At 66.7% G+C, this 25,650-nt stretch carries 26 protein-coding genes; 10 read left to right on the top strand and 16 right to left on the bottom strand.

Going from position 1 to position 25,650, the window contains the following annotated elements:
- Nucleotides 1-7: 7 nt before the first annotated feature.
- The gene (locus HB681_RS05600) at nt 8-1,363 is read right to left on the bottom strand and encodes an aminotransferase class III-fold pyridoxal phosphate-dependent enzyme (protein ID WP_213953777.1); all 1,356 of its coding nucleotides are present in this window, start codon (nt 1,361-1,363) and stop codon (nt 8-10) included.
- Nucleotides 1,364-1,513: 150 nt separating this feature from the next.
- A complete protein-coding gene (locus HB681_RS05595; RefSeq protein ID WP_213953776.1) occupies nt 1,514-2,653 on the bottom strand; it encodes a branched-chain amino acid ABC transporter substrate-binding protein in 1,140 nt (379 codons plus the stop codon).
- Between the two features lie 150 nt (nt 2,654-2,803).
- On the opposite strand from HB681_RS05595, the gene HB681_RS05590 reads away from it, so the two are divergent.
- Nucleotides 2,804-3,532: an XRE family transcriptional regulator gene (locus HB681_RS05590; RefSeq protein ID WP_345944627.1), complete on the top strand. Its 729-nt coding sequence runs from the start codon at nt 2,804-2,806 to the stop codon at nt 3,530-3,532.
- Here HB681_RS05590 and HB681_RS05585 read toward each other — a convergent pair.
- The 10 genes from HB681_RS05585 to HB681_RS05540 form a co-directional block, all read right to left on the bottom strand.
- On the bottom strand, nt 3,517-4,236 hold the full coding sequence (locus HB681_RS05585) for an ABC transporter ATP-binding protein (RefSeq protein ID WP_213953775.1): 720 nt from the start codon (nt 4,234-4,236) through the stop codon (nt 3,517-3,519). The two genes, HB681_RS05590 and HB681_RS05585, sit on opposite strands and share 16 nt — an antisense overlap.
- The gene (locus HB681_RS05580) at nt 4,233-4,988 is read right to left on the bottom strand and encodes an ABC transporter ATP-binding protein (protein WP_213953774.1); all 756 of its coding nucleotides are present in this window, start codon (nt 4,986-4,988) and stop codon (nt 4,233-4,235) included. The genes HB681_RS05585 and HB681_RS05580 overlap by 4 nt, the downstream gene beginning before the upstream one ends.
- Nucleotides 4,985-5,962: a branched-chain amino acid ABC transporter permease gene (locus HB681_RS05575; RefSeq protein WP_213953773.1), complete on the bottom strand. Its 978-nt coding sequence runs from the start codon at nt 5,960-5,962 to the stop codon at nt 4,985-4,987. The genes HB681_RS05580 and HB681_RS05575 overlap by 4 nt, the downstream gene beginning before the upstream one ends.
- A 17-nt stretch (nt 5,963-5,979) precedes the next feature.
- On the bottom strand, nt 5,980-6,900 hold the full coding sequence (locus tag HB681_RS05570; RefSeq protein WP_213953772.1) for a branched-chain amino acid ABC transporter permease: 921 nt from the start codon (nt 6,898-6,900) through the stop codon (nt 5,980-5,982).
- Nucleotides 6,897-7,709, bottom strand: coding sequence for an SDR family oxidoreductase (locus tag HB681_RS05565; RefSeq protein WP_213953771.1), 813 nt, complete (start codon nt 7,707-7,709; stop codon nt 6,897-6,899). The genes HB681_RS05570 and HB681_RS05565 overlap by 4 nt, the downstream gene beginning before the upstream one ends.
- A 61-nt stretch (nt 7,710-7,770) precedes the next feature.
- On the bottom strand, nt 7,771-8,367 hold the full coding sequence (locus HB681_RS05560; RefSeq protein ID WP_213953770.1) for an isochorismatase family cysteine hydrolase: 597 nt from the start codon (nt 8,365-8,367) through the stop codon (nt 7,771-7,773).
- Entirely contained in the window at nt 8,367-8,900 is a 534-nt protein-coding gene (locus HB681_RS05555; protein ID WP_213953769.1) for an aromatic-ring-hydroxylating dioxygenase subunit beta, read from the bottom strand. The genes HB681_RS05560 and HB681_RS05555 overlap by 1 nt, the downstream gene beginning before the upstream one ends.
- Complete coding sequence (locus tag HB681_RS05550) at nt 8,890-10,260, bottom strand: aromatic ring-hydroxylating dioxygenase subunit alpha (protein ID WP_213953768.1); 1,371 nt, start codon at nt 10,258-10,260, stop codon at nt 8,890-8,892. The genes HB681_RS05555 and HB681_RS05550 overlap by 11 nt, the downstream gene beginning before the upstream one ends.
- Before the next feature lie 38 nt (nt 10,261-10,298).
- Complete coding sequence (locus HB681_RS05545; protein WP_213953767.1) at nt 10,299-11,468, bottom strand: ABC transporter substrate-binding protein; 1,170 nt, start codon at nt 11,466-11,468, stop codon at nt 10,299-10,301.
- Between the two features lie 205 nt (nt 11,469-11,673).
- Nucleotides 11,674-12,900 (bottom strand): dienelactone hydrolase family protein, encoded by a 1,227-nt coding sequence (locus tag HB681_RS05540; RefSeq protein ID WP_213953766.1) that lies wholly within the window; start codon nt 12,898-12,900, stop codon nt 11,674-11,676.
- A 120-nt stretch (nt 12,901-13,020) separates the two neighbouring features.
- Here HB681_RS05540 and HB681_RS05535 point away from each other — a divergent pair, with 120 nt between their 5' ends.
- The 6 genes from HB681_RS05535 to HB681_RS05510 all read left to right on the top strand — a co-directional run bounded on the left by HB681_RS05535 (nt 13,021) and on the right by HB681_RS05510 (nt 19,653).
- On the top strand, nt 13,021-13,623 hold the full coding sequence (locus HB681_RS05535) for a VOC family protein (RefSeq protein WP_213953765.1): 603 nt from the start codon (nt 13,021-13,023) through the stop codon (nt 13,621-13,623).
- An 83-nt stretch (nt 13,624-13,706) separates the two neighbouring features.
- Nucleotides 13,707-15,263 (top strand): ABC transporter substrate-binding protein, encoded by a 1,557-nt coding sequence (locus tag HB681_RS05530; protein ID WP_213953764.1) that lies wholly within the window; start codon nt 13,707-13,709, stop codon nt 15,261-15,263.
- Between the two features lie 69 nt (nt 15,264-15,332).
- Complete coding sequence (locus tag HB681_RS05525) at nt 15,333-16,319, top strand: ABC transporter permease (protein WP_213953763.1); 987 nt, start codon at nt 15,333-15,335, stop codon at nt 16,317-16,319.
- Complete coding sequence (locus HB681_RS05520; protein ID WP_213953762.1) at nt 16,316-17,155, top strand: ABC transporter permease; 840 nt, start codon at nt 16,316-16,318, stop codon at nt 17,153-17,155. The genes HB681_RS05525 and HB681_RS05520 overlap by 4 nt, the downstream gene beginning before the upstream one ends.
- Before the next feature lies 1 nt (nt 17,156).
- Nucleotides 17,157-18,065, top strand: a complete 909-nt coding sequence (locus HB681_RS05515) for an ABC transporter ATP-binding protein (protein ID WP_213953761.1) — start codon at nt 17,157-17,159, stop codon at nt 18,063-18,065.
- The gene (locus tag HB681_RS05510; RefSeq protein ID WP_213953760.1) at nt 18,058-19,653 is read left to right on the top strand and encodes an SDR family NAD(P)-dependent oxidoreductase; all 1,596 of its coding nucleotides are present in this window, start codon (nt 18,058-18,060) and stop codon (nt 19,651-19,653) included. Before HB681_RS05515 ends, HB681_RS05510 begins: the two co-directional genes overlap by 8 nt.
- Before the next feature lie 34 nt (nt 19,654-19,687).
- Here HB681_RS05510 and HB681_RS05505 read toward each other — a convergent pair whose 3' ends face one another.
- Nucleotides 19,688-20,323, bottom strand: a complete 636-nt coding sequence (locus tag HB681_RS05505) for an MliC family protein (RefSeq protein ID WP_213953759.1) — start codon at nt 20,321-20,323, stop codon at nt 19,688-19,690.
- Between the two features lie 170 nt (nt 20,324-20,493).
- Here HB681_RS05505 and HB681_RS05500 point away from each other — a divergent pair, with 170 nt between their 5' ends.
- Together HB681_RS05500 and HB681_RS05495 are read left to right on the top strand one after the other, a co-directional pair.
- A complete protein-coding gene (locus HB681_RS05500; protein ID WP_213953758.1) occupies nt 20,494-21,375 on the top strand; it encodes a hypothetical protein in 882 nt (293 codons plus the stop codon).
- Nucleotides 21,372-21,644 carry a DUF2164 domain-containing protein gene (locus HB681_RS05495; protein ID WP_213953757.1) on the top strand — a complete coding sequence of 91 codons (273 nt, stop codon included), beginning with the start codon at nt 21,372-21,374 and terminating at the stop codon, nt 21,642-21,644. The genes HB681_RS05500 and HB681_RS05495 overlap by 4 nt, the downstream gene beginning before the upstream one ends.
- Before the next feature lie 151 nt (nt 21,645-21,795).
- Here HB681_RS05495 and HB681_RS05490 read toward each other — a convergent pair whose 3' ends face one another.
- On the bottom strand, nt 21,796-22,659 hold the full coding sequence (locus tag HB681_RS05490; RefSeq protein ID WP_213953756.1) for an alpha/beta fold hydrolase: 864 nt from the start codon (nt 22,657-22,659) through the stop codon (nt 21,796-21,798).
- Complete coding sequence (locus HB681_RS05485; protein WP_213953755.1) at nt 22,656-23,219, bottom strand: cytochrome b; 564 nt, start codon at nt 23,217-23,219, stop codon at nt 22,656-22,658. Before HB681_RS05485 ends, HB681_RS05490 begins: the two co-directional genes overlap by 4 nt.
- An 83-nt stretch (nt 23,220-23,302) precedes the next feature.
- Between HB681_RS05485 and HB681_RS05480 the strand changes: the two genes are divergently transcribed.
- The gene (locus HB681_RS05480; protein ID WP_213953754.1) at nt 23,303-24,757 is read left to right on the top strand and encodes a glycosyltransferase; all 1,455 of its coding nucleotides are present in this window, start codon (nt 23,303-23,305) and stop codon (nt 24,755-24,757) included.
- Between the two features lie 22 nt (nt 24,758-24,779).
- Here the strand turns inward: HB681_RS05480 and HB681_RS05475 are convergent, their stop codons facing one another.
- A complete protein-coding gene (locus HB681_RS05475; RefSeq protein WP_213953753.1) occupies nt 24,780-25,613 on the bottom strand; it encodes a class III extradiol ring-cleavage dioxygenase in 834 nt (277 codons plus the stop codon).
- Nucleotides 25,614-25,650 lie beyond the last annotated feature (37 nt).

Below are 25,650 nucleotides of genomic sequence, written 5' to 3'. Positions count from 1 at the left end.
GCCGAGCTCAGGCCGGCGTCGCGTGCGCCATGTCGCGCTCGTCCAGCAGGCCCTGCCTGCCCAGGCGGTCCAGCACCCGATCCATCGCCGCGACCAGTTGGTCCACGTGCTCCCGCTGATGCGGGTAGGCGAAGAACACCGTCCCGCGCCCGCCGATGTCCACGCCTTCCAGGATCAGGCCCATGCGCAATGCGGCCGCCAGTTCCGCGGACGGCTTTGCGATCTCCCCGCGCGTGATTGCAAAGGGATCGGAGCCCCGCGGCGACAGGCCGGGCATGAGATGCAGGCCCGAGTAGCGTCCGTAGGCGAGCCAGCGCACGCCCTTGCGATCGAACATGTCGTTAAGGCTCTCGCGTGCGTAGTCGCCCAAGGCGTTGATGTGCGCGCAGACGTCCTTCTCGCTGATCTCGTCGATGGCCGCGATGGCCGCAGCAGCGGTGACCGGATTGCCGGTGAAGGTGCCCTGGTGCAGCACCTTGCGTGACGACGACGACTCCAGCATGCCCATGACAGCCTCGCTGCCCGCGACCACGCCGCCCGGCATGCCGCCCGTGGCCGCCTTGCCGAGGCAAGTGAGGTCCGGCCGCAGGCCCAGCAGGCTCTGGATGCCTCCGGGCGCAATGCGGAAGCCGGACACCACTTCGTCGAGGATGAACAGCGCCCCGTGCGCGCGTGCCAGGTCGGCGCATCGCTGCAGGTACGCGTCTGCGAGGGGCACCAGCCCGAAATGCGAACCCAGCGGCTCGACGATGACGCCCGCGATGGCAGCGCCGTGTTGGGCGAACACCTGGTCCAGCGCCGCGATGTCGTCGGGCGGCACGAGCAGGGTCTTGGCCGCCACCTCGCCCAGCACCCCGGGCGCCGGCGAGCCGTCGAAGTGCGCGTTGTAGCCGGAGGTCGCGAAGTCATGCCAGCCGTGGTAATGCGTGGCCACCCGCACGATGCACTCGCGCCCCGTGCGCGCGCGCGCCAGGCGCATGGCCAGCATCGTGGCCTCGGTGCCGCTGCCGGTGAATCGCACCTTCGCGGCGCCTGGAATGTGCTTGATGATGCGTTCGGCCCAGCCGACTTCGAGCGGATGGCATGCGGCGTACTGGACGCCGCGCCCCATCGCCTCGGTCGCCGCCGCGGTGACGCGCGGATGGCAGTGCCCCAGCACCATGGCGCCATGGCCGCCGAAGAAGTCCAGCAGCACGTTGCCGTCCACATCGGTCTTGTGCACGCCGGATGCGTGTGCCACGTACAGGCTGTACGGGTTGAACACGCGCGTGTCGACCGTGACGCCGTCGGGCATGCTCTTGCGGGCACGTTGCGACCACTGCGCGGAAGTGGGGGTCTTGCGAAGGTAGTCGTCAAGGATCATGTTGTGGCGGCTGAACGTTCTGGGGCTCAGAAGGTGTGAAGATTTCGTAGCGAGGGCGCCGAGGTCGGGTTGAGGACCGGAACCGCACTCTCGTGCGGTGAGGACCGCAGACCCGAGATCGGTGGCCGCAGTAGAAAGATTCACACCTTCTCAGTCGTAGAGCGGTGTCTTGACGCCGTCCTGGTAGTTGTACAGCGTGAACTGCGGGTTCTTCAGGTCGCCCTTGCTGTCGAACTGCACGCGCGTCGACAGGCCGCGGTAGTTGGTGTTGGCGAGTTCCGCCGTGTACTTGGCCGGGTCCGTCGAATTGGCCCGCTTCATTGCGTCGGCCATCACCATGACGCCGTCGTACGCATAGGGCGCGAACAGCACGTACTCCTTGGGAAAGCGCTGGTCGTAGCGGGCTTTCCAGGCCTTGCCGTTGTTCATCTTCTCGACGGCGAGTCCACCTTCGGCGCACAGGACGTTGGCCAGCGGCTTGGCGTTCTGGGCCAGCTTTCCAAGCTGCGTGGTGCAGATGCCGTCGCCGCCCATGAGGCGCACGTCGCTCATGCCCAGTTGCTCCATCTGGCGCAGCATCGGGCCGGCCTGCGCGTCATTGCCGCCAAAGAAGATGGCGGGCGCGTTCTTCGCCTTGATGCTGGTCAGGATCGACTGGAAGTCCGACGCCTTGTCGGTGGTGAACTCATGCGAAATGATCTGGATGTGCGCAGCGCGCGCCTCGCGCTCGAACACCTCGGAGACGCCCTGGCCGTAGGCGGAGCGATCGTCGATGACCACCACGCGCTTGACCTTCAACTGCTCGGCCGCGTAACGCGCCAGGCCCGTGGCAAGCGCATTGTCGTTGGCCACCAGGCGGAACACGTTCTTGTAGCCGGGCTTGGTGAACTGCGGGTTGGTGGCGCCCGGGGAGATCAGGGGAATGCCGCATTCGTTGTAGATGCGCGCGGCAGGAATCGCGCTGCCCGAGTTGATGTGGCCCACCACGCCGGAGACCTTGGCGTCGCAGAGCTTCTGCGCGGCGATGGTGCCTTGCTTGGGGTCGCCCGCGTCATCCTCCGCAGCCAGCTTGAACTCGATTCGCTTGCCGTCGATCACCAGGGCCTGCTGGTTGAGGTCGTCGATGGCCAGCGTGATGGCGTTGCGGGCATCGACGCCGTAGTGGGCCATGGAACCGGAGGTAGGACCGACGTAGCCGATGGTGACGGCCTGGACCGGTTGCTGCGCCCAGGCGGTGGCTGCGCAAGTCGTGGCAAGACTGGCAAGGAGAATGAAACGGGAAGACTTCATGCGATGGACTCCAGGAATTTGTTTGATGCGAGCCCGCCGAAAAAGCAATTCCTCCGCTCAGTTGACTCGCGGTAATTATCGTAAATGAGAATTCTCGAAAGAGAGAACATGGTTTCCACCAATGCCGCGCGGAGGCATACTGAATGAATCGTGACCCAGAAATCTCACTCCACGCAGGCTCCAACCAGGAAGGCCCCGGCAACGAATGCCCGCGCCGCCAAGGCCCGGCCGGCACCCGCCAGGTCGACCGCGAAAGCACGGGCCGCGGCGCCGGCGCAGGCCACGCAGATCGACCGCCAGGCCATGGGCCATCGCATTCGCGAGGTCCGCAAGAGCTGCGACCTCACGCTCAAGCAGCTTTCCGAGAAGTCCGGCGTAAGCCTGCCGACGCTCTCCAAGATGGAACTCGGCCAGGTGTCCATCAGCTACGAGAAGTTCGCCGCCGTGGCGCTCTCGCTGGGCATCGACATCGCCCAGCTGTTCCAGCCCGAGCCCAAGGCCAGGGCGGCCCGCAAGGTCAGCAAGCCGACGATCTACAGCCGCTCGTCGCTGGAGTCCACGCCCAACTACACCAGCGACCACTACGACCACCACCTGCTCGCCAATGACTTCCTGGACAAGCGCATGACGCCGGCCTACAGCCGGATCAGGGCGCGCAGCCTGGACGAGTTCGACGACTACGGCTCCCATCCGGGGCAGGAGTTCCTGCTGGTGTTGTCGGGCGCCATCCAGCTCTGCTTCGAGAGCGGGGAGACGGTGTCGCTGAAGAAGTCGGAGTGGATCTATTTCGACAGCGGCATCGGCCATGCCTACCTGTCCACCAGCAGGAAGGACGCGCAGATCCTGCTGGTCATGACGAGGCTTCAGACACCCACGTAGCGATGCCAGATGTCCGGCGCCTCGCGCAGTTGCGCGCTGCTGCCGGTCCACACGACACGGCCCTTCTCCACCACGGTGTGGTGGTCGGCCAGTGACAGCAGGCGCTCCACGTACTTGTCGATGACCAGGGCGGTCTGGCCCTGCGCGCGGAGCTGCCGCAGGCAGGCCCAGATCTCCTCGCGGATCAGCGGCGAGAGCCCCTCCGTGACTTCGTCCAGGATCAGCAGCGCCGGATTGGTCATGAGCGCCCTGCCGATCGCGAGCATCTGCTGTTCGCCGCCCGAGAGCTGGTTGCCCATGTTGCGGGCACGCTCCTTCAGGCGGGGGAACAGCGCATGCACGCGACCGAGCGTCCAGGGGTCCTTGGCGCCTCTGCGATTGGCGGCGAAGGCGATCAGGTTCTCGGTGACCGACAGGTTCGGAAAGATCTGCCGACCTTCCGGCACCAGCGCGACGCCCAGGCGCGCGATGCGATCGGTGGCCCATGCATCGACGCGTTGGCCCTCGAAGTGGATGCTGCCCTTGCCCGGTGACGCAAGCCCGAGGATCGCGCGCACCGTCGTGGTCTTGCCGGCGCCATTGCGGCCGAGCAGCGTGGCCGTCTCGCCCTCGCGGATGGCCAGGTGCATGCCGAACAGCACCTGGCTCTGGCCATAGCTGGCGTCGATCGCATCGACGCGGAGGACTTCCCGGGGCCCGCTCATGGGGTGACCTCATCACCCAGGTAGGCCTTCTTCACGGCGGCATTGGCGCGGATCTGTTCAGGCGTTCCGGTGGCCATCACCTGCCCCGCCACGAGCACCGAGATGCAATCGGCCAGCTGGAACACGGCATCCATGTCGTGCTCGATCAGCACCACGGTGTGTTGCCGGCCGAGTTCCTTGATCAACGGAATCAGCCGCGCCGATTCCTCGGGGCCCATGCCGGCCATCGGCTCGTCCAGCAACAGCAGTTGCGGGGCACTGGCCAATGCCAGGCCCAGTTCCAGCTGGCGCTGCTCCCCGTGCGAGAGGCTCGCGGCAATGACCTGCAGCCGGTCCGCCAGGCCCACGCGCCCGGCGATACCGGCGGCTTCCCTGAACAGCGCCGCCTCGTCGATCGCACGCCGCCAGAAGCGCATGCTGCTGCCGCTGCGCGCCTGCACCGACAGCGCCAGGTTGTCGAGCACCGAGCAGGTCTTGAACACGTTCGTGATCTGGTAGGAGCGCGCCAGCCCCAGCGCGACGCGCTCATGCATGGCCAGCGCCGTGATGTCGCGCCCACCCAGCACGATGCGCCCGCTGTTCGGCTTCAGCGCTCCGGCGATGAGCTGGATCAGCGTGGTCTTGCCCGCGCCGTTCGGACCGATGATGGCGTGCACCTGCCGCGGCATGACGGCGAGGTTCAGCCTGTCGGTGACGGTCAGCCCACCGTAGCGCTTGACCAGATCGTGCAGTTGCAGGATCGGCTCGGTCATGCGCCGCCCTTGCCGGACTTGCCGGCGAAGATGCGTTCCAGCATTCCCGCCAGCCCCTTCGGAAAGGCGATCACCGCGCACAGCAGGATGATGCCGAGCGCGAACTGCCAGTACGTGGTGTACGCCGAGAGGATCTCCTCCAGCCCCAGCATCACGACCGCGCCGAGCACGCCGCCGGAGAGATAGCCCATGCCGCCCAGAATCACCATCACCATGAGCGTGCCCGACTGCGACCAGTGCAACAGCGCGGGTGTGACCATCATGTTCTGGTTGGCGATCAGCGCACCGGCCAGGCCCGCCAGCGATCCGGCAATGGCCAGGCAGGCGAGCTTGTAGCGAAACACCGGATAACCCAGCGCCTGCATGCGCACCTCGTTCTCGCGGATGGCCTGGATCACGCGGCCGAAGCGGGAATTGATGAGCCGGTACAGCAGATACGACGCGGCCGCGGTCACGGCCAGCACGACCCAGTAGAAGACCGGCTCCGAGCTCAGGTCCAGTGCCGATGTGCCCAGCGTCGAACGCCCTGCGAGGCTCATCCCGTCGTCGCCGCCATAGGCCTTCAGCGACGTCATCACGTAGTACATCATCTGCGCGAAGGCCAGCGTGATCATGATGAAGTGCACGCCCTTGGTCCGCAGCGACACCACGCCGATGACCAGCGCCAGCACGCCGCTGGCGATCATCACGACGGGCCACGCGATCCATGCCGACGCAATGCCTTGCTGCATGAGGATGCCGACCAGGTACGCGCCAAAGCCGAAGTACGCGGCATGCCCCAGGCTCACCATGCCACCGAAGCCGAGGATGAGGTTGAGGCTCGTCGCCGCCAGCGAGAAGATGAGCAGCCGCGTGGCAAAGCCGACGTAGAAATCCAGCCCCGTAGCCTGCGCGACGATGGGAACCGCCGCCAGCAGCGCCAGCAAGGCCAGGGCCAGCGGCGCGGAGACCGCGTGGTGCAGGGTGCTTTTCATGCTTGCTTTCATCGACCTCAACCCCGCGCGGGGAACAGGCCCTCGGGCTTGAAGAACAGCACCGTCGCCATCAGCACGTAGATGAGGATGGAGGCCAGCGTCGGCCCGAGGCTGGACGCGATGTCCGCGGGCGCGATCGCCTTCAGCGCCGCGGGCAGCAGGCTGCGGCTCAGCGTGTCCACCACCCCCACCAGGATGGCGCCGAACAGCGCGCCGCGGACCGACCCGATGCCGCCGATCACGATCACGACGAAGGCCAGGATGAGGATGCTTTCGCCCATGCCCACCTGCACCGACAGCACCGACCCCAGCAGCGCGCCGGCCACCGCGCACAGGGCTGCACCGAGCGCCACCAGCAGCGTGAAGATGCGCTGGATGTTCACGCCCATGACGCGCACCATGTCGCGGTTGGAGGCGCCGGCGCGCACCTGCATGCCGAGCCGCGTCTTCACCACCAGCAGGTACAGCAGGCCCGCCACCGCCAGGCCCGCACCGATGATGAACAGGCGGAACGACGGGTACGAGAAGCCGGGCAGCAGTTCCACCGGATTCGACAGCGAGGGCGGCGTGTTCAGCATCAGGGGTTGCGGCCCCCAGATCATCCGGGCGGCATCGTTGAAGATCAGGATCAGCGCGAAGGTCGCGAGCACATGCGACATGTGGTCGCGCTTGTAGAGCCGCCGGAAGATGACCAGTTCCAGCAGCGCACCCAGGATGGCCGTGGCGACCACCGCGCCCAGCAGGCCCAGCCAGAAGGAACCGCTCATCTCGGTGAAGGTCGCCGCGAAATACGCACCCGCCATGTACAGCGAGCCATGCGCCAGGTTGATGAAATCCATGATGCCGAAGATCAGCGTCAGGCCCGCCGCGAGCAGGAACAGCATCAGCCCGAACTGCAGCCCGTTGAGGGCATGCTCCAGCAGCAGCGTCGCGTTCACTTCTGCTCGTTCGCCCGTGCAAACCAGACGCGTGGCCCAAGGCCCTGGTCCGGACCGAGCACCGAATAGCCGCCGTCCACCGGGATGTCCACGCCCGTAATCCACGAGGCCGCGTCGGAGCAGACGAAGGCCACCACGTTGCCTACCTCCGCGCCATCGCCCACGCGTCCGAGCGGATGCAATGGCGCGGCCACGGCATCGGCATGCTCTCGCGAGCCTTCGCTCAGCGATTCGACCGATGGCGACCAGGTCCAGGCCGGCGACACGGCCACGACACGGATGCCTTGCGGCGCCACGGTCACGGCCATGCTCTTCGTGAGTTGCAGCATCGCGGCCTTGGAGGCCGGATACAACGCCCGCCCCGCCGAGCCGAACTTGCCGCCGACGCTGCCCAGGTTGACGATCACGCTGCCCCGCTGCATGTGGGGCAGCACCTTCTGCGAGAAGATCGCCGCCGACACGAGGTTGACGCCCAAGGTCTGGTGCCACTGCGCACGGCTGGAGGCAATGCCTTCGTCGGTATAGATGCAGGCGTTGTTGACCAGGATGTCGATGCGGCCAAAGCGCTCCAGCGTGGTCTTCACGCATTGGTCGATGTGCGCGTCCTGCTCGATGTCCATGCCGCAGAAGATGGCCTGCACGCCCGGGCGCTCGGTGAGTTCCCACACGAGTTCATGGCCCGCCTCCTTGGTGCGCCCGACGATCACGACGTGCGCGCCCGATGCAGACAACACGCGCGCGATATCGGCGCCCACGCCTTGCGTGCTGCCGGTGACGATGGCGACCTTGCCTGTGAGGTCCGCGCTCATTTCTTGAAAACCTCCGTGCTGCGCACTGCCGTGCGAGCGCCTTCGGTCGGCCGGGCGGCGCTCATGAAAACACCGCCTCGCCCCGCGCGATCCGCGCGATCAGGTCCATGCTGCGCAGCGACGCCTCGTGCTCGGCCGGCTGCGCCGATGCGCAGGCATCCGCCGCCACGGTCACCTCGTAGCCCATGTCCACCGCATGGCGCACCGTGCTCTCGACCACCGAATGCGTGGCCACGCCGGCGATGACCAGCCGCCGCGCATCCACGATGCGCAGCAGGTCCTCGAGCTGCGTGCCATAGAAGGCATTCACGCGCCGATGCCGCACCACGTACTCATTGGCGCGGCCCGCGTCTGGCGCCAGCGACTCGTAGAACGCCGCGCCCCACGTTCCCTCCACCACCGCGCCGATGGCCGCGACGTTGCGAAAGATCGGCGCGTTCTGGATCAGGTCGCCGAAGTCCGGCCGGAAGGCAATGCGCACATGCATGATGGGCCACTGCCGTTGCCGTGCGCCCTGCAGGAGCGCCTGGGCCGCGGCGATGACCGCGCCGCGCACCGGGCTGTCGGCGCTCAGGCCGACGCGGATCTTCCCCTCCGGATGCAGCACGTCGTTTTGATAGTGAAGCGCGAGGACCGCGCCTTTGGATTGCACGTCCATCAAATGAAGATTTCCAGGTTCTCGTGCGCCGCGTCGCAATTGACCAGGTTCACGCGCTTCATGCGGATGCGCCAGCCATTCCCTTCGGCAGCGAGCTTGTAGAGGTAGTCGCCGGCCAACTGGCGCGTCTGCCGCTTGCGCCATTCGGTCATCTGGAACACGGCGCGCACAACCAGGTTGCCGGCGGCATCGGTGCCGTCCACGCTCACGTTGCCCACCAGCCGCGTCGCGTAGGTGGGCGGCTGCTGCGACCAGTTGCGCGCATGCTCCACGCGGCGCACGCGCACCTCGCGCAGCATCTTGTCTTCCCATGCCAGCGAGATGTGGTCGTAGGGACTGACCTGGCCGTGCTGTTGCGGCAGCCAGTACATGCCGTCGTCGGTCCACAGGGCGAGCCATTCGTCCCAGCGCCGCTCGTCGAGCAGGCGGGCCTCGCGGTAGACAAACTGCTGCAGGCGCAGCCAGGTCTCCATTGGCACGTCCACCGGACTCAGCCGGTCGACGGAGACATCGAAGTCGAGGTCAAGCAGCATGGACCGGCTCCTTTGCAGGCTCGGCTTGCGGGAAGGCGCTGTCGCTCATCATGAACTGCTTCCAGGCCTTGAACTGGTTGCGCATCGGCAGCTCGCTCGTGCCGTTGGTCGACACCATGCCGCCCTCCATCGCGCGGTCGGTGCCGTGGTAGCGGTGCATGCTGACCCAGTCGCCGCCGTGGTTGAGGTTGCCGTCCTGGCAGCGGCCGTAGACCTCGACATCGTCGGGCATGACGTTCGACGAGGGCGAGTTGATGAGGTTGGCATAGACCAGCGCGCGCTTGAACAATGCGGGCGGCGCGTCCTTCAGGCGGAACACCTGGATCTCGACCAGCGTGCGGTCCACCGAGATCGGCCGGATCACGCGAAACTGCTGGAACACCGTGTGCGGCGAGCCGCTGCCGTAGATGATGGTGTTGTGGCGGTTCATGCCGAGGATCTCGCGGGCGCGTTCCTCGCCGTAGGCCTGCTTGAGCGACTCGAAGTGCGAGCGGGTGACCGGGTCCTTGTCGGCGGCGCCGGGGTCGAAGATGCCTTCCATGTAGCCGTGGCCGTTGTCGTAGGCGCAGAGGTCGAGCTTCTCCCAGAACTCATAGGGCTCGCCGTTGCCGTCCATGATGTGCAGTTCCAGCGGCATGTTGCCAATGGCTTTGGCCTCGTCGCGCGCGGCCATGAAGGAAGACTCGTGCGTCACGCGCGCATGCATCGTGTCGTGCAGGTTCTCGTAGAACACCTTCCAGTTCGACGGTTGCAGCACGCGGAACACGCCGCCCGCCACCTCCACTTCGCCGGATGGCGAGCGGTCGCAGAGGTTGTCGATGGAGCTGATCACGCCGCCGAGGAAATCCTTGAGGCCGGGCCCTTCGGCGCACTGGTTGGCGAACACGAAGCCGCGGTAGTTCTCGACCCGCGCGAGCTGGCGCATCGAGAAGTCCGGATGCTTCGGGTCGAAGCAGGTGCCCTCGAAGCCGAGCTTCATCGGCGCGGCCAGGTGCTGGCCGTCGAGCTTGAAGGTCCACGCGTGGTACGGGCAGCGGAAGAACTTGCCGACGTTGTGGTCGCCCTCGGCCACCAGCTTCGCGCCCTTGTGCGGGCAACGGTTGTAGAGCACGTGCACCTGCCTGTCGGCGGCGCGCACCATCACCACGTCCTGGTTGCCGATGCGCGTGGTGTGCGTGTCGCCGGGGTTGGGCACCTGGCTTTCATGGCCGACGTAGATCCACACCCGGCCGTAGATGCGCTGCATCTCCAGTTCGAACAGGGCCGGGTCGGTGTAGACCGACTTGTGCACGCTGTCGCCCCGCACCAGGGCGGCGATCTGCGCGTCGGATGGCTGTTGCCGCAGCTGTTGTTGTTGCATCGTTTCTTCCCCTTGTTGTCTTGTCCCGAGTGGCTTGCTCACTGCATCTTGCAGGTGGACGCGAACGGATCGTGGTAGTCCACCAGGATGGTCTTCATGGTCCTGTTGACGATGCGGCCCTGCTTGTCGCGGCCGACCACCCGCAGGTAGTAGTTCTGGATCGGATACTGGTTGACGTTGAACTTGAAGTTGCCGCGCACCGACTTGAAGTTGGCCGCGCGCAGTGCCTTGCGAAAGGCGTTCTTGTCCTCGATCTTGCCCTTGATGTCGCGCACCGCGCCATCGAGCAGCATCGCGGCGTCGTAGCCTTGCGAGGCATAGAGCGTGGGGATGCGGCCGTATTCCTTCTCGAAGTCGGCGACGAACTTCTGGTTGGCCTCGCCCGGCAGGTCGGCGGCCCACTGCGAAGAATTGAACATTCCGAGCATCGGCTCGCCGACGGCCTTGATGGTGTCCTGGTCGCCCGAGAAGCCCGGCGCGTAGAGCGTCACATCCTTGGTCAGCCCCGAGGCGACCAGTTGCTTGATGAAGCTGATGCCCATGCCGCCCGGGAGGAAGAAGAAGGCCGCGTCAGCGCCCGATGCGCGCAGTTGCGCCAGCTCGGACGAGAAGTCGAGTTGACCCATCTTCACGTAGACCTCCTCGGCGATCTTGCCCTTGTAGAGCCGCTTGAAGCCGCCGATGGACTCACGCCCGCCGGGGTAGTTGGGCGCGATGAGGAACACGCTCTTGTGGCCCTTCTCGGACACGTACTGACCCATGGCCGCGGGGATGTCCTCGTTCTGCCAGGCGACGGCGAAGAAATTCTTGTTGCACTTGTCGCCGGCGTATTCGGCGGGGCCGGTGTTGGTCGAGAGGTAGACGGTGTCGTTGCCGAGGATGCCGGGCATGATCGGCAGCAGCACGTTGGAGAAGACCATGCCGGTCATGACATCCACCTTGTCGCGCTTGAGCATTCGTTCGGCGGCCTGGCGGCCGGTGTCTGCGCTTTGCTGGTCGTCGACGATGCTCAGCTCGACAGGCAGGCCGCCGAGCTTGTCGCCGCGGTGCTTGAGCGCCAGCTGGAAGCCGTCACGGATGTCGACGCCGAGTGCGCCGCCGGGGCCCGAGAGCGTGGACAGGAAGCCCACCTTGATCTTGTCCGCCGCACAGGCCGGTGCCATGGCGGCAGCAACGGCCAGCGCGGCCGCAATCGATCGAAACTTCATCGGGGAGCTCCAGTTGTGGGTCTTCGTATCGTGCAACCCAAGGGGGCGGCAACGCAAGCCGGTTCCGGCAGGATTTGGTCGAATCCGGCATCCGTTCTCTGGAGAGGACCGCCCCCTCACCCCTGCCCTCTCCCCGAGGGGAGAGGGAGCAAGAGGGATGCGCCGCCGCCGACGCCGCGCCCGCGTCAAACTGCTCGCAGCGCGATCAGGCCTTCCACTCCGGCATCAACGTGTTCGACGGCAAGGTCTCGTCCAGAAGCTTCTTGCCCGTCTCCACGCCAGCCGCCGGCACCAACTTGGGATCCAGCAGCCCGACCTGCACCAGCACGCTCGCCTGGTCCCAGTAGATGTGCTCGTGGTAGAGCTTGTCGCCGCGGAACTTGATCACCGCGAGCAAGGGCACTTCGACGCGCTTGCCCGTCGGTTTCACGCCTGGCAGCATCCACGGGATCTCGGTCGTATGGGTGAAGGTGAACAGCATCTCGTCGACCACCTGCGTCGCGCCCACGGTGCGCGAGATCGGGACCAGCGCCGTGTCCGGCGGGTTGCTGTTGACGAAATGGTCGCTGTAGAAGCGGTGCAACTGCTTGTAGCCCACGCCGCCCGTCATGGTCGGGATGTGGTTCACGTACGGCTCGGCGACCATCGTGCTCATCGTGTCGTCCACATTGCGCGTGCCGAACTCGTATTCGCAGTGCTTGTCCCACAGCGCCGACAGGTCGTAGTGCGGGCCCATCGCGCCCTTCAACGCGCCGATGCTGCGCTCGTGCGCCATCAGCGCGGACGGCTTGTGATAGTGCTCGCCGCCGGCGCGCACGAAAGCGTGGTCCTGGCCGGGGTACTGGTAGACCGTGACGTTCGGACGGCCGCTCAGCGCCTTCACGATCTTGTCGCGCGCCTCGGGCGGGCAGAACTTGTCGAGTTCGGCAACGTGCAGCACCAGCGGCTTCGTGATGTTGTCGGCCTCGACCAGCGCGGCGTCGATGCCCACGCCGTAGTAGCCCACCGACACGTCGGCATCGGTGCGCGTGGCTGCCAGGTACGCCAGCTTGCCCCCCAGGCAGAAGCCCAGCACGCCCACCTTCTTGTTGCTCACTTCGGGCCGGCCCCGCAGCGCCGTGATCGCGGTCTGGATGTCTTCGACGCCCTTGGCTTCGTCGAAGCCCTGGTAGAAGCCGAAGGCGCGCTGCCAGTCGGCCTCGGTATAGCCCAGTTCGACATTCGGCTCCTGGCGCCAGAAGATGTCCGGCACGAGAACGACGTAGCCTTCCTCGGCGTAGTAGTCGGCCACGTCGCGCATGGTCTTGTTGACGCCGAATATCTCCTGCGCGATCACCAGGCCCGGGCCCTTGCCCGATGCAGGTAACGCGAGATAGCCTCGGAACGTGCCGCTGCCGTCAGCGGCCTTCATGTCGATGTACTGACCTGCCATGTAGGGTTCTCCAGAGTGGGGTGGCAAACATTACGCTCATATAGTTTAGGTGTAAAGCAGTTTGCTGGCGCGGAAGCTGCTTGCCGAATTGTCAGTCGGCTCAAAACGGAAGACAACGAGATGAAACGCAAAGCACATCGCCTGCAGGCGGCATTGGAAAAGAGTGGCGCTTCCGGCGCACCCGCCGCATCGCGTGGCATCCCGAGCCTGCGCGGGCATGACCACACTGGCATCACGGTGCCCGACCTCGAGGCTGCCATCCGCTTCTTCGTCGACGTGGTCGGCTGCGAGCTGATCACCACCTTCGGTCCGTTCCGCGACGACAGCGGCAGCTTCATGGCCGACACGCTCAATGTGCATCCGCGCGCCGTCATCGAGCAGATCGCCCTGCTGCGGTGCGGCATGGGCTCGAACATCGAGCTCTTCCAGTACAGCGCACCCGACCAGCGCAACGACATCCCGAAGAACAGCGACATCGGCGGCCACCACCTGGCGTTCTACGTCGATGACATCGACACCGCCGTCGCCTACCTGAAGGCGCAAGGCGTGCGTGTGCTGGCCGGCCCGCTGCCGGTGACAGAAGGGCCGGCCGCGGGCCAGACCATCAACTACTTCCTCGCGCCCTGGGGCTTGCAGCTGGAACTCATCAGCTACCCGCGCGGCATGGCCTACGAGGCAACGGCTCGCACGGTACTCTGGTCGCCCAAGGCACCAGACAAGTAAGCAGACGCCGCGAAGCGCCCTCTTCCCGCCGACACCGGCATCTTTTCCCAACCGCCCGTCTCCACAACCACCGAGGTGCTTCCATGTTCGAATTCGATCGCCGCCGCTTCATCCAGGCCGGAGCCGGGGCCGCCCTCGGCGCCAGCCCGCTCACTGGCATCCTCCTGTCCTCGGCCCATGCGCAGCAGGCCGACACGCTCACCATCGCCTACAACGTCGGCCTGCCCAGCTGGGACCCGACCACCGGCCCCTCGGCAGTGAACCCGTCGATCCAGGGCATCTGGAAGGCCGTGTTCGACCAGTACATCGACCAGGCAGCCGACCTGTCCTTCAAGCCCGGCCTCATCAGCAAGTGGGGCTGGAACGCCGACAAGACGAAGATCGAGATCGAGCTGCGCCAGGGCGCGCTGTGGCACGACGGCACGCCCGTCACCGCCGCCGACGTGGTGTGGAACCTCAAGCGCGCCGGCGACCCGAAGGCGGGCAACCCGGTGGCCGGGATCATCTGGTCGAGCGTCGACAACTTCCAGGTCTCCGGCAACAAGATCACCGCCGACGTGAAGCAGTACGTGGCCGACTACTTCAAGTGGATGGCCTTCCTCACCGGCTTCATGATCCCGCAGGCGCACTACGAGAAGGTGGGCGCGGCCGGCTTCGAAAAGCAGCCGATCGGCTCGGGCCCTTACATGATCGACGAGTTCGTGCAAGGCTCGTATGTCAAGCTCAAGGCCTTCGACAAGTACTGGGGCCCGAAGCCCGCGTTCAGGAGCGTGATGATCAAGTTCGTGACCGATCCGAGCGCGCGCGTGGCCGAGATCGAGAGCGGCAAGTCGGACGTGACGCTCGGCGTGCCCTTCGAGGAGTTCGACCGGCTCCGGAAGCTGCCGCACCTCAGCGGCGTGAGTTCACCGATCACCGACATCGCGATGCTGTTCATCACCGATGTCGAGCCGCTGACCGATGCCAACGTGCGCATGGCCGCCGTGCACGCGGTCGACAAGCAGGCCATCGTCAAGCAGTTGCTGCGCGGCTACGGCGTAGCCATCGACACCCTGCAGGTGCCGCAGTACGCCGCATTCGACCCGAGCACCAAGGTCAAGTACGACCCCGAGCTGGCCAAGCAACTGCTCGCCAAGTCCGGCTACAGCGTCGCCAAGCCGGTCAAGTTCAAGATCCAGACCACGCGCGGCTACCTGCCGAAGGACTACGAGACGGTGCAGGCCATCGTCGGCATGTGGCGCAAGGTCGGCATCGAGGCGGAGATCGAGGTCTACGAGATCGCCAAGCACTTCGAGCTGCGCCTGAGCCACAAGCTCGCGCCGATGGCCTTCTACAACTGGGGCGACGCCATCGGCGACCCCAACGACTCGACCGGCTTCGCGATGTTCGGCCCCAGCCCGCATTCCGGCTGGAAGTCGAAGGACGTCGACGCGATGATCGGCCCGCTGTGGGGCGAGAAGGACGAGTCCAAGCGTATCGCCGGCTGGAAAAAGGTCGACAAGTTCATCGCGGAGAACGCGCTGGTGCTTCCGCTCTACCAGCAGGTGCAGACCATCCTGTTCAAGAAGTCGGTCGCAGTGAAGCCGCACCTGGCCGGGTACCTGCTGGCGCAGTCGGTGACCAAGGGGTCGAAGGCGTGATTGCATGCCGTTGATTCCGTCACCGGGTCAAGGCGGCGCGGCAAGCTATCGGGTCGGAGCGGCGGCGGAATGAGGCGCCTGCTGTGGGCGCTGCCTACCTTGCTGGGCGTGCTGGTGGTGGTGTTCGTGCTGCTGCGCGTGGCGCCCGGAGACCCGATCGCGATGATGATCGGGCCGGGCGCCTCGCCGGACGACATCCGGGCACTGCGCGCCCTGTACGGCTTCGACAAGAGCCTGCCGGCGCAGTTCTTCATCTACCTGGGGCAGGCTTCTGTCGGGCACTTCGGCCAGTCGATCACCTTGAAGCGCGACGTGCTGGACCTGGTGCGCGAGCACCTTCCGCTGACGCTGGAGCTGTCGATGCTCGCGCTGCTGCTCGCGGTGCTGATCGGTGGCGCGGCGGCGTTGGCGGCGATCACCTGGCGCGGCACCCTCATCGAACGCGGCGTCGACGTGTGGACCGGTTTCGTGACGGCTATTCCCGATTTCCTCTGGGGCCTGGCCGGCATCCTGTTCCTGGGCGTGCTGCTGCCGGTGCTGCCGGTGTTCGGCTTGCTCGATGCGGACCTGCGCTTCGATTCGGCGACCGGCTTTGTGCTGTTCGAAAGCCTCCTGCGCGGGCGCTTCGATGTCTTTGGCTCGGCCCTCTATCACATGCTGTGGCCGGCACTGTCGCTGGCCTTGCCGCTGGCCGCGATGATCTCGCGCGTGCTCAAGGCCTCGCTGCTGGAGGTGCTGGCGCAGGACTACATCCTCATCGCCCGCGTCAAGGGCTTCAGTCCGTGGCAGGTGCTGTGGCGCGAGGCCTTGCGCAACGCGCTCGGGCCGGCCTTGACGCTCACAGGCGTGCAGTTCACGTTCCTGATCGGCGGCACGGTGCTGATCGAAAAGCTGTTCGGCCTGCCGGGACTGGGCAACATGGCCATCGACGCCGTCATCAACCGCGACCTGCCGCTGATCCAGGGCATCGTCCTGACCTTCGCGGTGCTGTTCATCGTGGTGAATCTCGCGGTCGACCTGATCAACATCCGCCTGAATCCGAAGCTGCGCCGATGAAGGTTCATTTGCAGAAGCGCGTGTGGTTCGGCCTCGTGGTGATCGGGCTGGTGCTGTGCTGCGCCGTGTTGGCGAAATGGATCGCGCCGCATGATCCGCTGGACCAGGACTTGATGGCCGCCAGCCTGCCGCCTGCGTGGAGCGCGGACGGCGACGCGACGCACATCTTCGGCACCGACAGCCTCGGCCGCGACATCCTCTCGCGCCTCATCTACGGCGCGCGGCCCGCGATGATCGTGGCTTTCGCGGGCGCGACGTTTGCAGCGCTGATCGGCACGGCACTGGGGCTGTGGGCCGGCTTTCACGGCGGCCTCGTCGACGCCGGCATCTCGCGCCTGGTCGACGTCTGGATGTCCTTCCCGGCGGTGCTGCTGTCGATCGTGCTGGTCGCCGTCGTCGGCACAGGACTCGGGTCGGTGGTGCTCGCCATCGCCGTGATCGACTGGACCCGCTTCTGCCGCGTCGTGCGTGCGGAAACCCAGGTGCAAGCCAGCCTCGACTACGTCACCTCCGCGCGCACCATCGGCCAGTCGCGCAGCGCCACCCTGTGGCGCGAGGTGCTGCCCAACGTCGTGCCGCTGCTGCTCACGCTGTTCACGCTGGAGATGGGCGTGGCGGTGGTGGTGGAAGCCATCCTCTCCTTCGTGGGCCTGTCGGTGTCGAGCGACATGCCGACCTGGGGCGGCCTGGTGCAGGAAGGCCGCCTGTACGTCAACCAGACGCCGTGGCTGCTGGGCCTGCCCATCGGCGCCATCGCGCTCACGGTGCTGGCCTGCAATGCCTTGGGCGACGGCCTGCGCGAGTCGCTCGATCCGCTGATGGCGAAGCGGCCATGACATGAGCACCACGCTGCAGATCGACAACCTGCACCTCGCGTTGCGCGCCACGCGCGGTCGCGCCGAACGCCTGATCCTGCGCGGCATCGACCTGGACATCGGCGCCGGCGAAGTGCATGCACTCGTGGGCGAATCCGGTGCGGGCAAGAGCATGGTCGGACGCACGGTGCTCGGCATCACGCCACCGGAAATGCGGGTCGTTGCGGGCAGCATCCGCTTCCTGGGGCTGGACTGGCTGGGCATGCGCCCGTCGGCCCGGCGCGAATACCTCGGCCGCGACATCGCGCTGATCCCGCAGGATCCGCTGACCGCACTGAACCCCGGCCACACGATCGGCGCCCAACTCGGCGACGTGCTGCGCCTGCACCTGAAGCTCGACGCGAGGCAGGCCATGGCGCGCGCCGTGGAACTGCTGGACTCGGTGCAAGTGCGCTCGCCCGCCATCGTGGTGCGCCAGTACCCGCACGAGTTGTCCGGCGGGATGCGCCAGCGCGTCCTGATCGCAATGGCCTTCGCCTGCAAGCCGAAGCTCATCATTGCCGACGAGCCGACCACCGCGCTCGACGTCACCGTGCAGCGCCAGGTGCTGCGCCTGCTGCGCGACCTGCAACGCGACGAGGGGGCAGCCGTGCTGTTCATCACCCACAACCTCGGGCTGGTTGCCAAGCTGTGCGACACCGTGAGCGTCATCCATTCGGGCAGGATCGTCGAGCACGGCACCGTGCGCGCCATCATCGAGTCGCCGCGCACCGACTACACGCGCGCCCTCTTCGCTGCGACGCCACGGTACGACCGCCCGGCGGAAGCGCTGCGGCCGATCGACCCGGGCGTCACCGATGCCCTCTGGGCAAGGGCCCGGAGCTACGACCTCGCATTCCACGCCCGCATGAAAGCGGACCCGCATGGCTGAGGCGCTGCTGGACGTGCGCGGTCTCTCGCTGGCGCTGGCCGACATGGCGATGCGCCCGCTGTTCGGCAAGCCGCCGCTGCGACCGATCCTGCACGAGATCGACCTGACGGTTGCGCGTGGCGAGTGCGTCGCGCTGGTGGGCGAATCGGGCTCGGGCAAGACGACGCTCGCGCGCACGGTGCTGCGCCTCTACGAGCCGCAGCAAGGCGAGATCGTCTTCGCCGGCCGCGAGGTCACGCACATGGGCGAGGTCGAATTGCGGCCCTTGCGCGCCCGCATGCAGATGATCTTCCAGGACCCGCTCTCGGCATTGAATCCCCGGCGCCGCATCGGCGAGATCGTGGTGCAACCCTTGCTGAGCTATGGCGCGCTCGGCCCGTCGCCGACCCGGGCCGCGCTCGAGCACAAGGCCGCGGCCCTGCTGGAACAGGTCAGCCTGCCCGCCGAATTTGCCCGCCGCTATCCGCATGAGCTGTCGGGCGGCCAGCGCCAGCGCGTCGGCATCGCGCGCGCCATCGCGCTGGAGCCCGACCTGATCGTCGCCGACGAGATCGTCTCGGGCCTCGACGTGTCGACGCAGGCGCGCATCCTCCTGCTGCTGCGCGAGTTGCGCGCGCGCCTGGGCATGGGCATGATCTTCGTGACCCATGACCTGTCGGTGGTGCGCGTGCTCTGCGACCGCGTGGTCGTGATGCGCGAAGGCCGCATCCTCGAGCACGGCCCTACCGAATCCGTCTTCGCCCATCCGCAGCATCCGTACACGCAGGCATTGCTCGACGCCATTCCCCTGCCCGAAATCGACGACGACTGGTTGTCGTCGACGCATCCCGTTTCACTGAAGAAAGAGACCGCCACCATGAAGATCCAGAACGCCATCGCCCTCGTCACCGGCGCCAACCGCGGCATCGGCCTCGAACTGGTACAGCAACTGCTGGCCGCGGGCGCCAGGAAGGTCTATGCGACCGCGCGCAACACCGCATCGCTCGATGCGCTGGCCAAGGCGCATCCGGGCCGGCTCGAACTGCTGACCCTCGACATCACGCGCGCCGAACAGATCGACGCCGCGAAGGCGCGCTGCACCGACGTCAACCTGCTGGTCAACAACGCCGGTATCAACCGCCACCAGGGCTTCCTTTCGGCGGGCTCGCTCGACGACGCGCAGGCCGAGGTCACGACCAACTACCTGGGCACGCTGGCCATGTGCCGCGCCTTCGCGCCGCAGTTGGACGGCAACGGCGCCATCGTCAACATGATGTCGATCCTCGCGAAGGTCACGATCCCGGGCATGGGCTCGCTGTGCGCCGCCAAGGCCGCCGGCCTGCGCATGACCGAAGGCGTGCGCGCCGAACTCGCGGCCAAGGGCACGCTGGTCGTGGCCGTGATGCCGGGTGCGGTCGATACCGAGATGAGCAAGGACTTCCAGGGGCCGATGTCCTCTCCTGCGGAAGTCGCCAAGGCCGTGCTGGCCGGACTCGAGAACGGCGACGAGGAGGTCTACGTCGGCGACTTCGCCGGCTGGATCAACGCAGGGATGAAGGACGACCCGAAGGTGATCGAGCGGGAACTGGCGAAGTACCTGCCGGGTTGACGAGGTAGAGGCGCAGTGGGTACGCGGCGTCGCGTCAGTCCAGCTTCCCGACACTGCAAGTCATTTCCTTGCCGCCCGGCAGCTGCACGATGGCCTCGGGCCCCTTCTGCCAGAACGTGGCTTCTCCCTGCGGGTACTTGCCTGTGTACCTCGCACCCGAGCCTGACTGGGCGATCGTCATCACGAGGCTGTTGTCGCCGCCGGCGAGGTAGGCCAGCGGCGGGTCGACGTTGACGAAGGTCGCGTTCATGGCGACCGTGCCCGGGCACTTGATAGCCACGGGGCCGATACCGACGCCGCCTTTCGTGCGCGCCGCCGCATAGCCAGCGCGCAATTCCGCGATGCGTATCACATACTGATCGCGGATGCAGGCCTTCGCATCCTCCGACTTCCAGCAGTCGTTTCGCCCCTTGATCCAGCCGCGCTGCGTCGCGATGAGCGCGTTCTTCTTCACGTAACTCAGGCCGGATGCGCCGCGCACGAGGCCGTAGACGCGTGCGTTCTCGCGGTCCAGTGCCGCCAGGGCATCGTCCTTGCAGATGGCTTCTTCCGCGGCGCCATCGGGCTTGGCACAGCTGAAGCTGGGCGACGCGGCGAACGCCTGCGCGCTTGCCAGCAGCACGATGGGCAGCGCGGCGGCCGACACGGTACGGGTGCGTGCAATCGTCATGGCATGGTCCTTTGGGGAAAGCCACCGAGTGTTGCGGAGGTCGGCCGTCGATGCAACGCCAGGCGATGTTTCCCAACGCGACGTTCTGATCCTCGAATGTACGGAACAGTCGCCATGAAGGGCGCGGCTGACTAAACTCTGCGCACCTCGACAGGATGGCAGGTCAACCGATGTACGCGCAAAGAACTCTCCAAGGGGCCTTTTTCCTCCTGCTCGCAGCGGTCGTCTGCCTGCTGGACGCCTGTGCGACCAAGCCGCCTGCGATATCGCAGGACCGGATCGCCGCCATCCTCTCGAGCCCCGACCGCACCGGCCCCGATCGCATCAACGATCTGCGCCGCAAGCCCGACCAGATGCTCGCCTTCATCGGCGTCCGTCCGGGCATGGTGGCGCTGGATGTGAGCGCGGCCGGCGGCTACACCACCGAGTTGCTGGCACGCGCGATCGGGCCGACGGGCGTGGTCTACGGCCAGATGCCACAGCGCGACCCCAACCGCGTGGCCCCGGCACCCGCCGCCCCGGAGGGCATGTCGGGCGGCGCGGCGCCAGCGCCAAACCCGCCACCCGTTGCGGGCGCGCCGGCCGGACCGCGCCCTTCCGCCGTCGCGCTGGCCGAACGCAATGCCAGGCTGAAGGATGCCAACGCCCTCGCCGCGCCCATCATGGCCGTGCCGCAACGCTTCGAGGACCCGGTGCCGTCCGCGGTCGCTAACGGCGGACTCGACCTGGTCACGCTGATGTTCAACTACCACGACCTGGGCTTCATGGGCGTGGACCGTGCGCAGATGAACCGCGCCATCTTTCGCGCCTTGAAGCCGGGCGGGGTGTTCGTGATCGCGGACCACGCAGGCCGCCCGGGCACCGGCATCTCCGAATCTGGCACGCTGCACCGGGTCGAGGAATCGTTCCTGCGCAGCGAAGTGGAAAGCGCCGGCTTCAGGCTGGTGGCCGAAGGACAGTTCCTGCGAAACCCGAACGACCCGCGCGACAAGAACACGCCCGAGCCCTTGCAACCCAAGGACGAGTTCGTCCTCAAGTTCGTCAGGCCATGACCATCGAGATCCCGCGCGAGGCGCGCCAGCAGGCTGTCGCCTCCATCGAACGCTACTTCAACGAACACATGGAGGAGCGCATCGGCAACATCGCGGCCGGCGCGCTGCTGGGCTTCTTCCTCGAGGAGGTCGGGCCCCTCATCTACAACCAAGCCGTCGCGGAAGTGCAGGAGCGCCTGCAGGCCCGCATCAGCGAGATCGACATCGAAGTGCACGAGGAACCGTTCCTGTACTGGCAGAAGTACGAGAAGGCGAAGAAGGCGCGATAGGCGCGTTGAAGGATGCGGGAAGGGAACGGGAACCGAACGCAGAAGTCGCAAAAGAAATCCAAAGGGGTTTCTTCTGGATTTTTTTGCGACCTTTGCGTAGTTTTTGTATTCGTTCTGCGTTCGGTACCCGTACCCGTACCCGTACCCGTATTCAGAGCCAACGCAGCAACAACGCATTGATCTCTGCGGCCCGCTCGTACTGCGTCCAGTGGCCGGCGCCGTCGATCACCACGCCCTCGCGGTTCGGGTGGCCTGCCACCAACGCTGCCACCACGGGCCGCGGATCGGCCGTCACGTCGAACTCGCCCCACACCAGCAACTGCGGGCACGCGAGCGCATCGAGCGCCGCCTGCAAGCCGCCCGAGAGCGATACGTCCTTGCTGCGAAAGCGCGTGCCGTGGCAGGAGATGTCGTGGATCTCGAAGGCCAGAGGGTCGAAGGCCTTGTCGTGCAGCATCAGCGCGCCAAGGTTGTGTTGAAGGGCGGCGCGCTCCGCCTCGCGATTCACGGACTTCTTCCAGTTGATCATCTCGATGCTCAACCGCCGCAACGTGGCATGGCCGCCGCTGCCGATCAGGAACAGGCGCTCGACCGCACCGCGCTTCACCGCGAACTTGGCCGCCGTCAGGCCACCGAACGAGAAGCCGCCGAGGCAGATCGGCGTGCGGGCGCCGATGAGCGCATCGAGCGTGCCACCCAAGGCCTTCAGCAACGGATCGATCGCGGCCTCGCCGGGCGCGGGCGCCGGGGGCGTGCCGGACTCTGCAAAGCCCGGCATGTCCGGCACCCACACGGCCCGCGCCGCCGACAGCGCCTCCACATTGCGCAGCCAATGCATCCAGCTGCCATGGCCGCCATGCAGCAGCACCAGTGGCGCCTTGCCGGCGTCGCTGCCAAATCGCCGCCAGCGCACGCGCACGCCTTCGTGCACCGGGTCGTGGTGAGTGGAGAGCGCATCGATGCGCTCGATGACAGCGCGCGCGCCCGCGTCGGAATCGGGTGAGAAAGTCATCATGGCAACATGCGTTGGAGTTCTTTTTCGCGGTCGAGGAATTGATGCTTCAGCGCGCCCAGCACATGCAGCGCGAACATCACGTAGAGCACGTTGCCGATCCACATGTGGGCCGCGCCGAACAGGTCGTGCAGCTGCTCTTTGGTCTCCGGTTCGACGGCCATGATCCAGCCGATGCGCGGCCATTCGAAGAGGCCGAAGTACTGCATCGGATGCGTGGCCGCATCCTTCCAGGCCGAATCGTGCATCCAGCCCGACAGCGGCAGCATGAACATCAGCAGGTACAGCACCCCATGCGCCGCATGCGCGCCCAGGCGCTCGAGCCGGCCGTAGCTGCCGGGCATCGGCGGCGGCCTGTGCGTGGCGCGCCAGAGCAGCCGCAGGATGGCCAGCCCGAGCACCGTGATGCCGATCGACTTGTGCGTGTCGACGACCGGTCGAATCCACTCGTCGCGCAGGCTTTCGGCCGACAGGCCCAGGATGACGTTCACCACCATCAACGCGGCGATCACCCAATGCAGGACGATGGCGGGTTTCGTGTATTTGTCGGGAATGGAAGGCATGCGGAATTTTCTGGCTTGGGCGGAGTCTGTCAGCATTGTCCGGGCCGCGGCCTGCGTACCTCCCGAATCCACTGGATCCCCATTTGAAAGACTCCCTCCAGCACGCCTTTGCCGCGGCCTCCCCCAGGCTGGCGCCACCTCCCACGCCCGGGCGCAGCGTGCTCATCCACGGCGGCGTGCTGCTGTTGTGGATCGGGCTGTTCAGCATGGCCTTCATGGCCGGTGGCGTCTGGAGCTGGTCCGTCGGCATGGCCTACGTGGCCTATGACACGGCGCTCCTGCTGTTCACCGCGTGGGCCACCTTGCCCATCCTTCGCGCGAAGACCCGGCTGGCGATGCCCGCGCCACCCTGCACCGTCGGCGTCATCGTCGCCTCGCACAACGAGGCCGCCGTGCTGCCGGTGACGCTGGGCGCCCTGCTCGCCCAGACCGATGCGCCCGACCAGATCGCGATTGCCGACGACGGCTCGACCGACGGCACCGCCGAACTGCTGCAGACGCGCTACGGCCTCATCGCCCCCGCGCTGGGCGAGATCAGCCCGGCCAGCGCCTTGTATCCATCGCTGCAGTGGCTGCGGCTGCCCCACGGCGGCAAGGCGCGCGCGCTGAACGCGGCCATGCTCTGCATCCGCACCGACACCGTGCTCACCGTCGACGGCGACACGCTGCTCGACGACAAGGCCATCGCCGCGGTGCGCCGTGCCTTCTCCGAGGAACCGTCGCTGGTCGCGGCCACCGGCGTCATCACGCCGGTCTGCAGCCGCAGCCTGGGCGGGCGCTGCTTCCAGTGGTTCCAGACCTACGAATACATCCGCAACTTCCTCTCGCGCTATGCATGGATGCGGCTCAACGGCCTGTTGCTGGTCTCCGGCGCCTTTGCCGGCTTCCGGCTCGACGCGGTGCGCGCGGTCGGCGGCTTCGACCCCGAATGCCTGGTGGAAGACTACGAACTCATCCACCGCCTGCACCGCTATGCGCAGGCGCACGGCTTGCCCTGGCGCGTGCGCGTGCTCGGCGATGCGCAGGCGCACACCGACGCGCCGAGCAGCGTGCCGGCGTTCCTGCGCCAGCGGCGGCGCTGGTTCGGCGGCTTCCTGCAGACGCAGTACCTGTACCGCGCGATGGTCGGCGACCGGCGCTACGGCTGGCTCGGCACCCTGATGCTGCCGGTGAAGGCGATCGACACGCTGCAACCGCTGTATGGCCTGGCCGCGTTCTTCCTGCTGCTGGTGTACCTGGTGCGCGGGGATCTCGGCGTGCTGGCGCCGGTGGCCGGCGTGATCGGCGCGAAGATCTTGCTCGACCTGGCCTTTCACCTGTGGTCGGTGTTTCTCTATCGGCGCTGGATCGGCAAGCACGGCGAGGCCGGGCTGTTCCAGGCCGTCATGGCCGCGCTGGTCGAGCCCTTCAGCTTCCAGATCCTGCGGCACACGGGGGCGGCGATGGGGTGGTGGGTTTTCCTGACCGGGAATCGGAGCTGGGGGCGGCAATCACGCGCGGGGCTGCGAGCGCGGGACGAGGACGGGCGGTCGCAGTGATGCGTTCGATCGCAAAGTCGTATCAGGCGTTTGCAGCCGCGCCGAAGCGGTAACTCGACACCACCAGCCCACCCATGAAGTCGTCCTCGTGATAGACGCGGACGCCCTCCTCCGACTCGGCCGCGCCGACGGCAACCATCAGCGGAATCAGGTGCTCCTCGCGCGGATGTGCCGCACGGGCCGACGGCGCCGCTGCCCACTGGCCCAGTTGCCGCGCACGATCCGCCGCTGCGCCCTGCACCACCGCTTCATCGAGCCAGTCGTCGAAGGCCTTCGACACCCCGTGCGCCTGCGGACCGAAGTTGCGCAGGTTGTGATAGCTGAGCCCGCTGCCGATGATGAGCACGTCCTCGTCGCGCAGCGGCGCCAGCGCGCGGCCCAGCGCGACGTGCTCCGCCGGATCGAGCCCGCGCCGCAGCGACAACTGCACCATCGGCACCTCCGCCTCCGGATAGATCGCGGCCATCGGTGAAAACGCGCCGTGGTCGAAGCCGCGCTCGGCATCGATCGCGGCCGGCAGGCCCGCGGCCTCGATCAACTGCTTCACGCGCAATGCCACGTCCGGCGCACCGGGCGCGTTGTAGTGGACCTGGTAGGTGTGCGCCGGAAAGCCGCCGTAGTCGTAGATCATCGGCGGCTTGGGGCTCGCCTGCACCGTGAAGGCAGGCTCCTCCCAATGTGCCGACACCATCAGGATGGCGCGGGGCTTGCGGCCGATCTGGCGCGGCATGTCGGCGAGCGACGCCTCCAGCCGGGCGTAGGTGTCGCCCATCTCCTTCTTCATCCAGGGCCAGGGGCCGCCGCCGTGCGAGATGAAATAGGTCGGCAGGCGCGTATTCGTGTGGGTCGTGTTCATGCTGGGAATCTCCGTTGCATCGAATGTAGTGATTTCC

This window comes from Variovorax sp. dw_954, assembly GCF_018449755.1.
Taxonomy (GTDB): Bacteria; Pseudomonadota; Gammaproteobacteria; order Burkholderiales; family Burkholderiaceae_C; genus Variovorax.
This window is presented reverse-complemented; position numbering and strand designations above follow the sequence as displayed.

Bases quoted from the DNA above. Each gene is read 5' to 3' on its own strand.
- HB681_RS05530 (WP_213953764.1), top strand. From the start codon at position 13,707: ATGTTCGAATTCGATCGCCGCCGCTTCATCCAGGCCGGAGCCGGGGCC.
- HB681_RS05520 (WP_213953762.1), top strand. From the start codon at position 16,316: ATGAAGGTTCATTTGCAGAAGCGCGTGTGGTTCGGCCTCGTGGTGATC.
- HB681_RS05515 (WP_213953761.1), top strand. From the start codon at position 17,157: ATGAGCACCACGCTGCAGATCGACAACCTGCACCTCGCGTTGCGCGCC.
- HB681_RS05575 (WP_213953773.1), bottom strand. From the start codon at position 5,962: ATGAAAAGCACCCTGCACCACGCGGTCTCCGCGCCGCTGGCCCTGGCC.
- HB681_RS05550 (WP_213953768.1), bottom strand. From the start codon at position 10,260: ATGCAACAACAACAGCTGCGGCAACAGCCATCCGACGCGCAGATCGCC.
- HB681_RS05485 (WP_213953755.1), bottom strand. From the start codon at position 23,219: ATGCCTTCCATTCCCGACAAATACACGAAACCCGCCATCGTCCTGCAT.
- HB681_RS05505 (WP_213953759.1), bottom strand. From the start codon at position 20,323: ATGACGATTGCACGCACCCGTACCGTGTCGGCCGCCGCGCTGCCCATC.
- HB681_RS05500 (WP_213953758.1), top strand. From the start codon at position 20,494: ATGTACGCGCAAAGAACTCTCCAAGGGGCCTTTTTCCTCCTGCTCGCA.
- HB681_RS05525 (WP_213953763.1), top strand. From the start codon at position 15,333: ATGAGGCGCCTGCTGTGGGCGCTGCCTACCTTGCTGGGCGTGCTGGTG.
- HB681_RS05475 (WP_213953753.1), bottom strand. From the start codon at position 25,613: ATGAACACGACCCACACGAATACGCGCCTGCCGACCTATTTCATCTCG.
- HB681_RS05545 (WP_213953767.1), bottom strand. From the start codon at position 11,468: ATGAAGTTTCGATCGATTGCGGCCGCGCTGGCCGTTGCTGCCGCCATG.
- HB681_RS05495 (WP_213953757.1), top strand. From the start codon at position 21,372: ATGACCATCGAGATCCCGCGCGAGGCGCGCCAGCAGGCTGTCGCCTCC.
- HB681_RS05595 (WP_213953776.1), bottom strand. From the start codon at position 2,653: ATGAAGTCTTCCCGTTTCATTCTCCTTGCCAGTCTTGCCACGACTTGC.
- HB681_RS05600 (WP_213953777.1), bottom strand. From the start codon at position 1,363: ATGATCCTTGACGACTACCTTCGCAAGACCCCCACTTCCGCGCAGTGG.
- HB681_RS05490 (WP_213953756.1), bottom strand. From the start codon at position 22,659: ATGATGACTTTCTCACCCGATTCCGACGCGGGCGCGCGCGCTGTCATC.
- HB681_RS05580 (WP_213953774.1), bottom strand. From the start codon at position 4,988: ATGACCGAGCCGATCCTGCAACTGCACGATCTGGTCAAGCGCTACGGT.
- HB681_RS05560 (WP_213953770.1), bottom strand. From the start codon at position 8,367: ATGGACGTGCAATCCAAAGGCGCGGTCCTCGCGCTTCACTATCAAAAC.
- HB681_RS05535 (WP_213953765.1), top strand. From the start codon at position 13,021: ATGAAACGCAAAGCACATCGCCTGCAGGCGGCATTGGAAAAGAGTGGC.
- HB681_RS05585 (WP_213953775.1), bottom strand. From the start codon at position 4,236: ATGAGCGGGCCCCGGGAAGTCCTCCGCGTCGATGCGATCGACGCCAGC.
- HB681_RS05510 (WP_213953760.1), top strand. From the start codon at position 18,058: ATGGCTGAGGCGCTGCTGGACGTGCGCGGTCTCTCGCTGGCGCTGGCC.
- HB681_RS05540 (WP_213953766.1), bottom strand. From the start codon at position 12,900: ATGGCAGGTCAGTACATCGACATGAAGGCCGCTGACGGCAGCGGCACG.
- HB681_RS05565 (WP_213953771.1), bottom strand. From the start codon at position 7,709: ATGAGCGCGGACCTCACAGGCAAGGTCGCCATCGTCACCGGCAGCACG.
- HB681_RS05555 (WP_213953769.1), bottom strand. From the start codon at position 8,900: ATGCTGCTTGACCTCGACTTCGATGTCTCCGTCGACCGGCTGAGTCCG.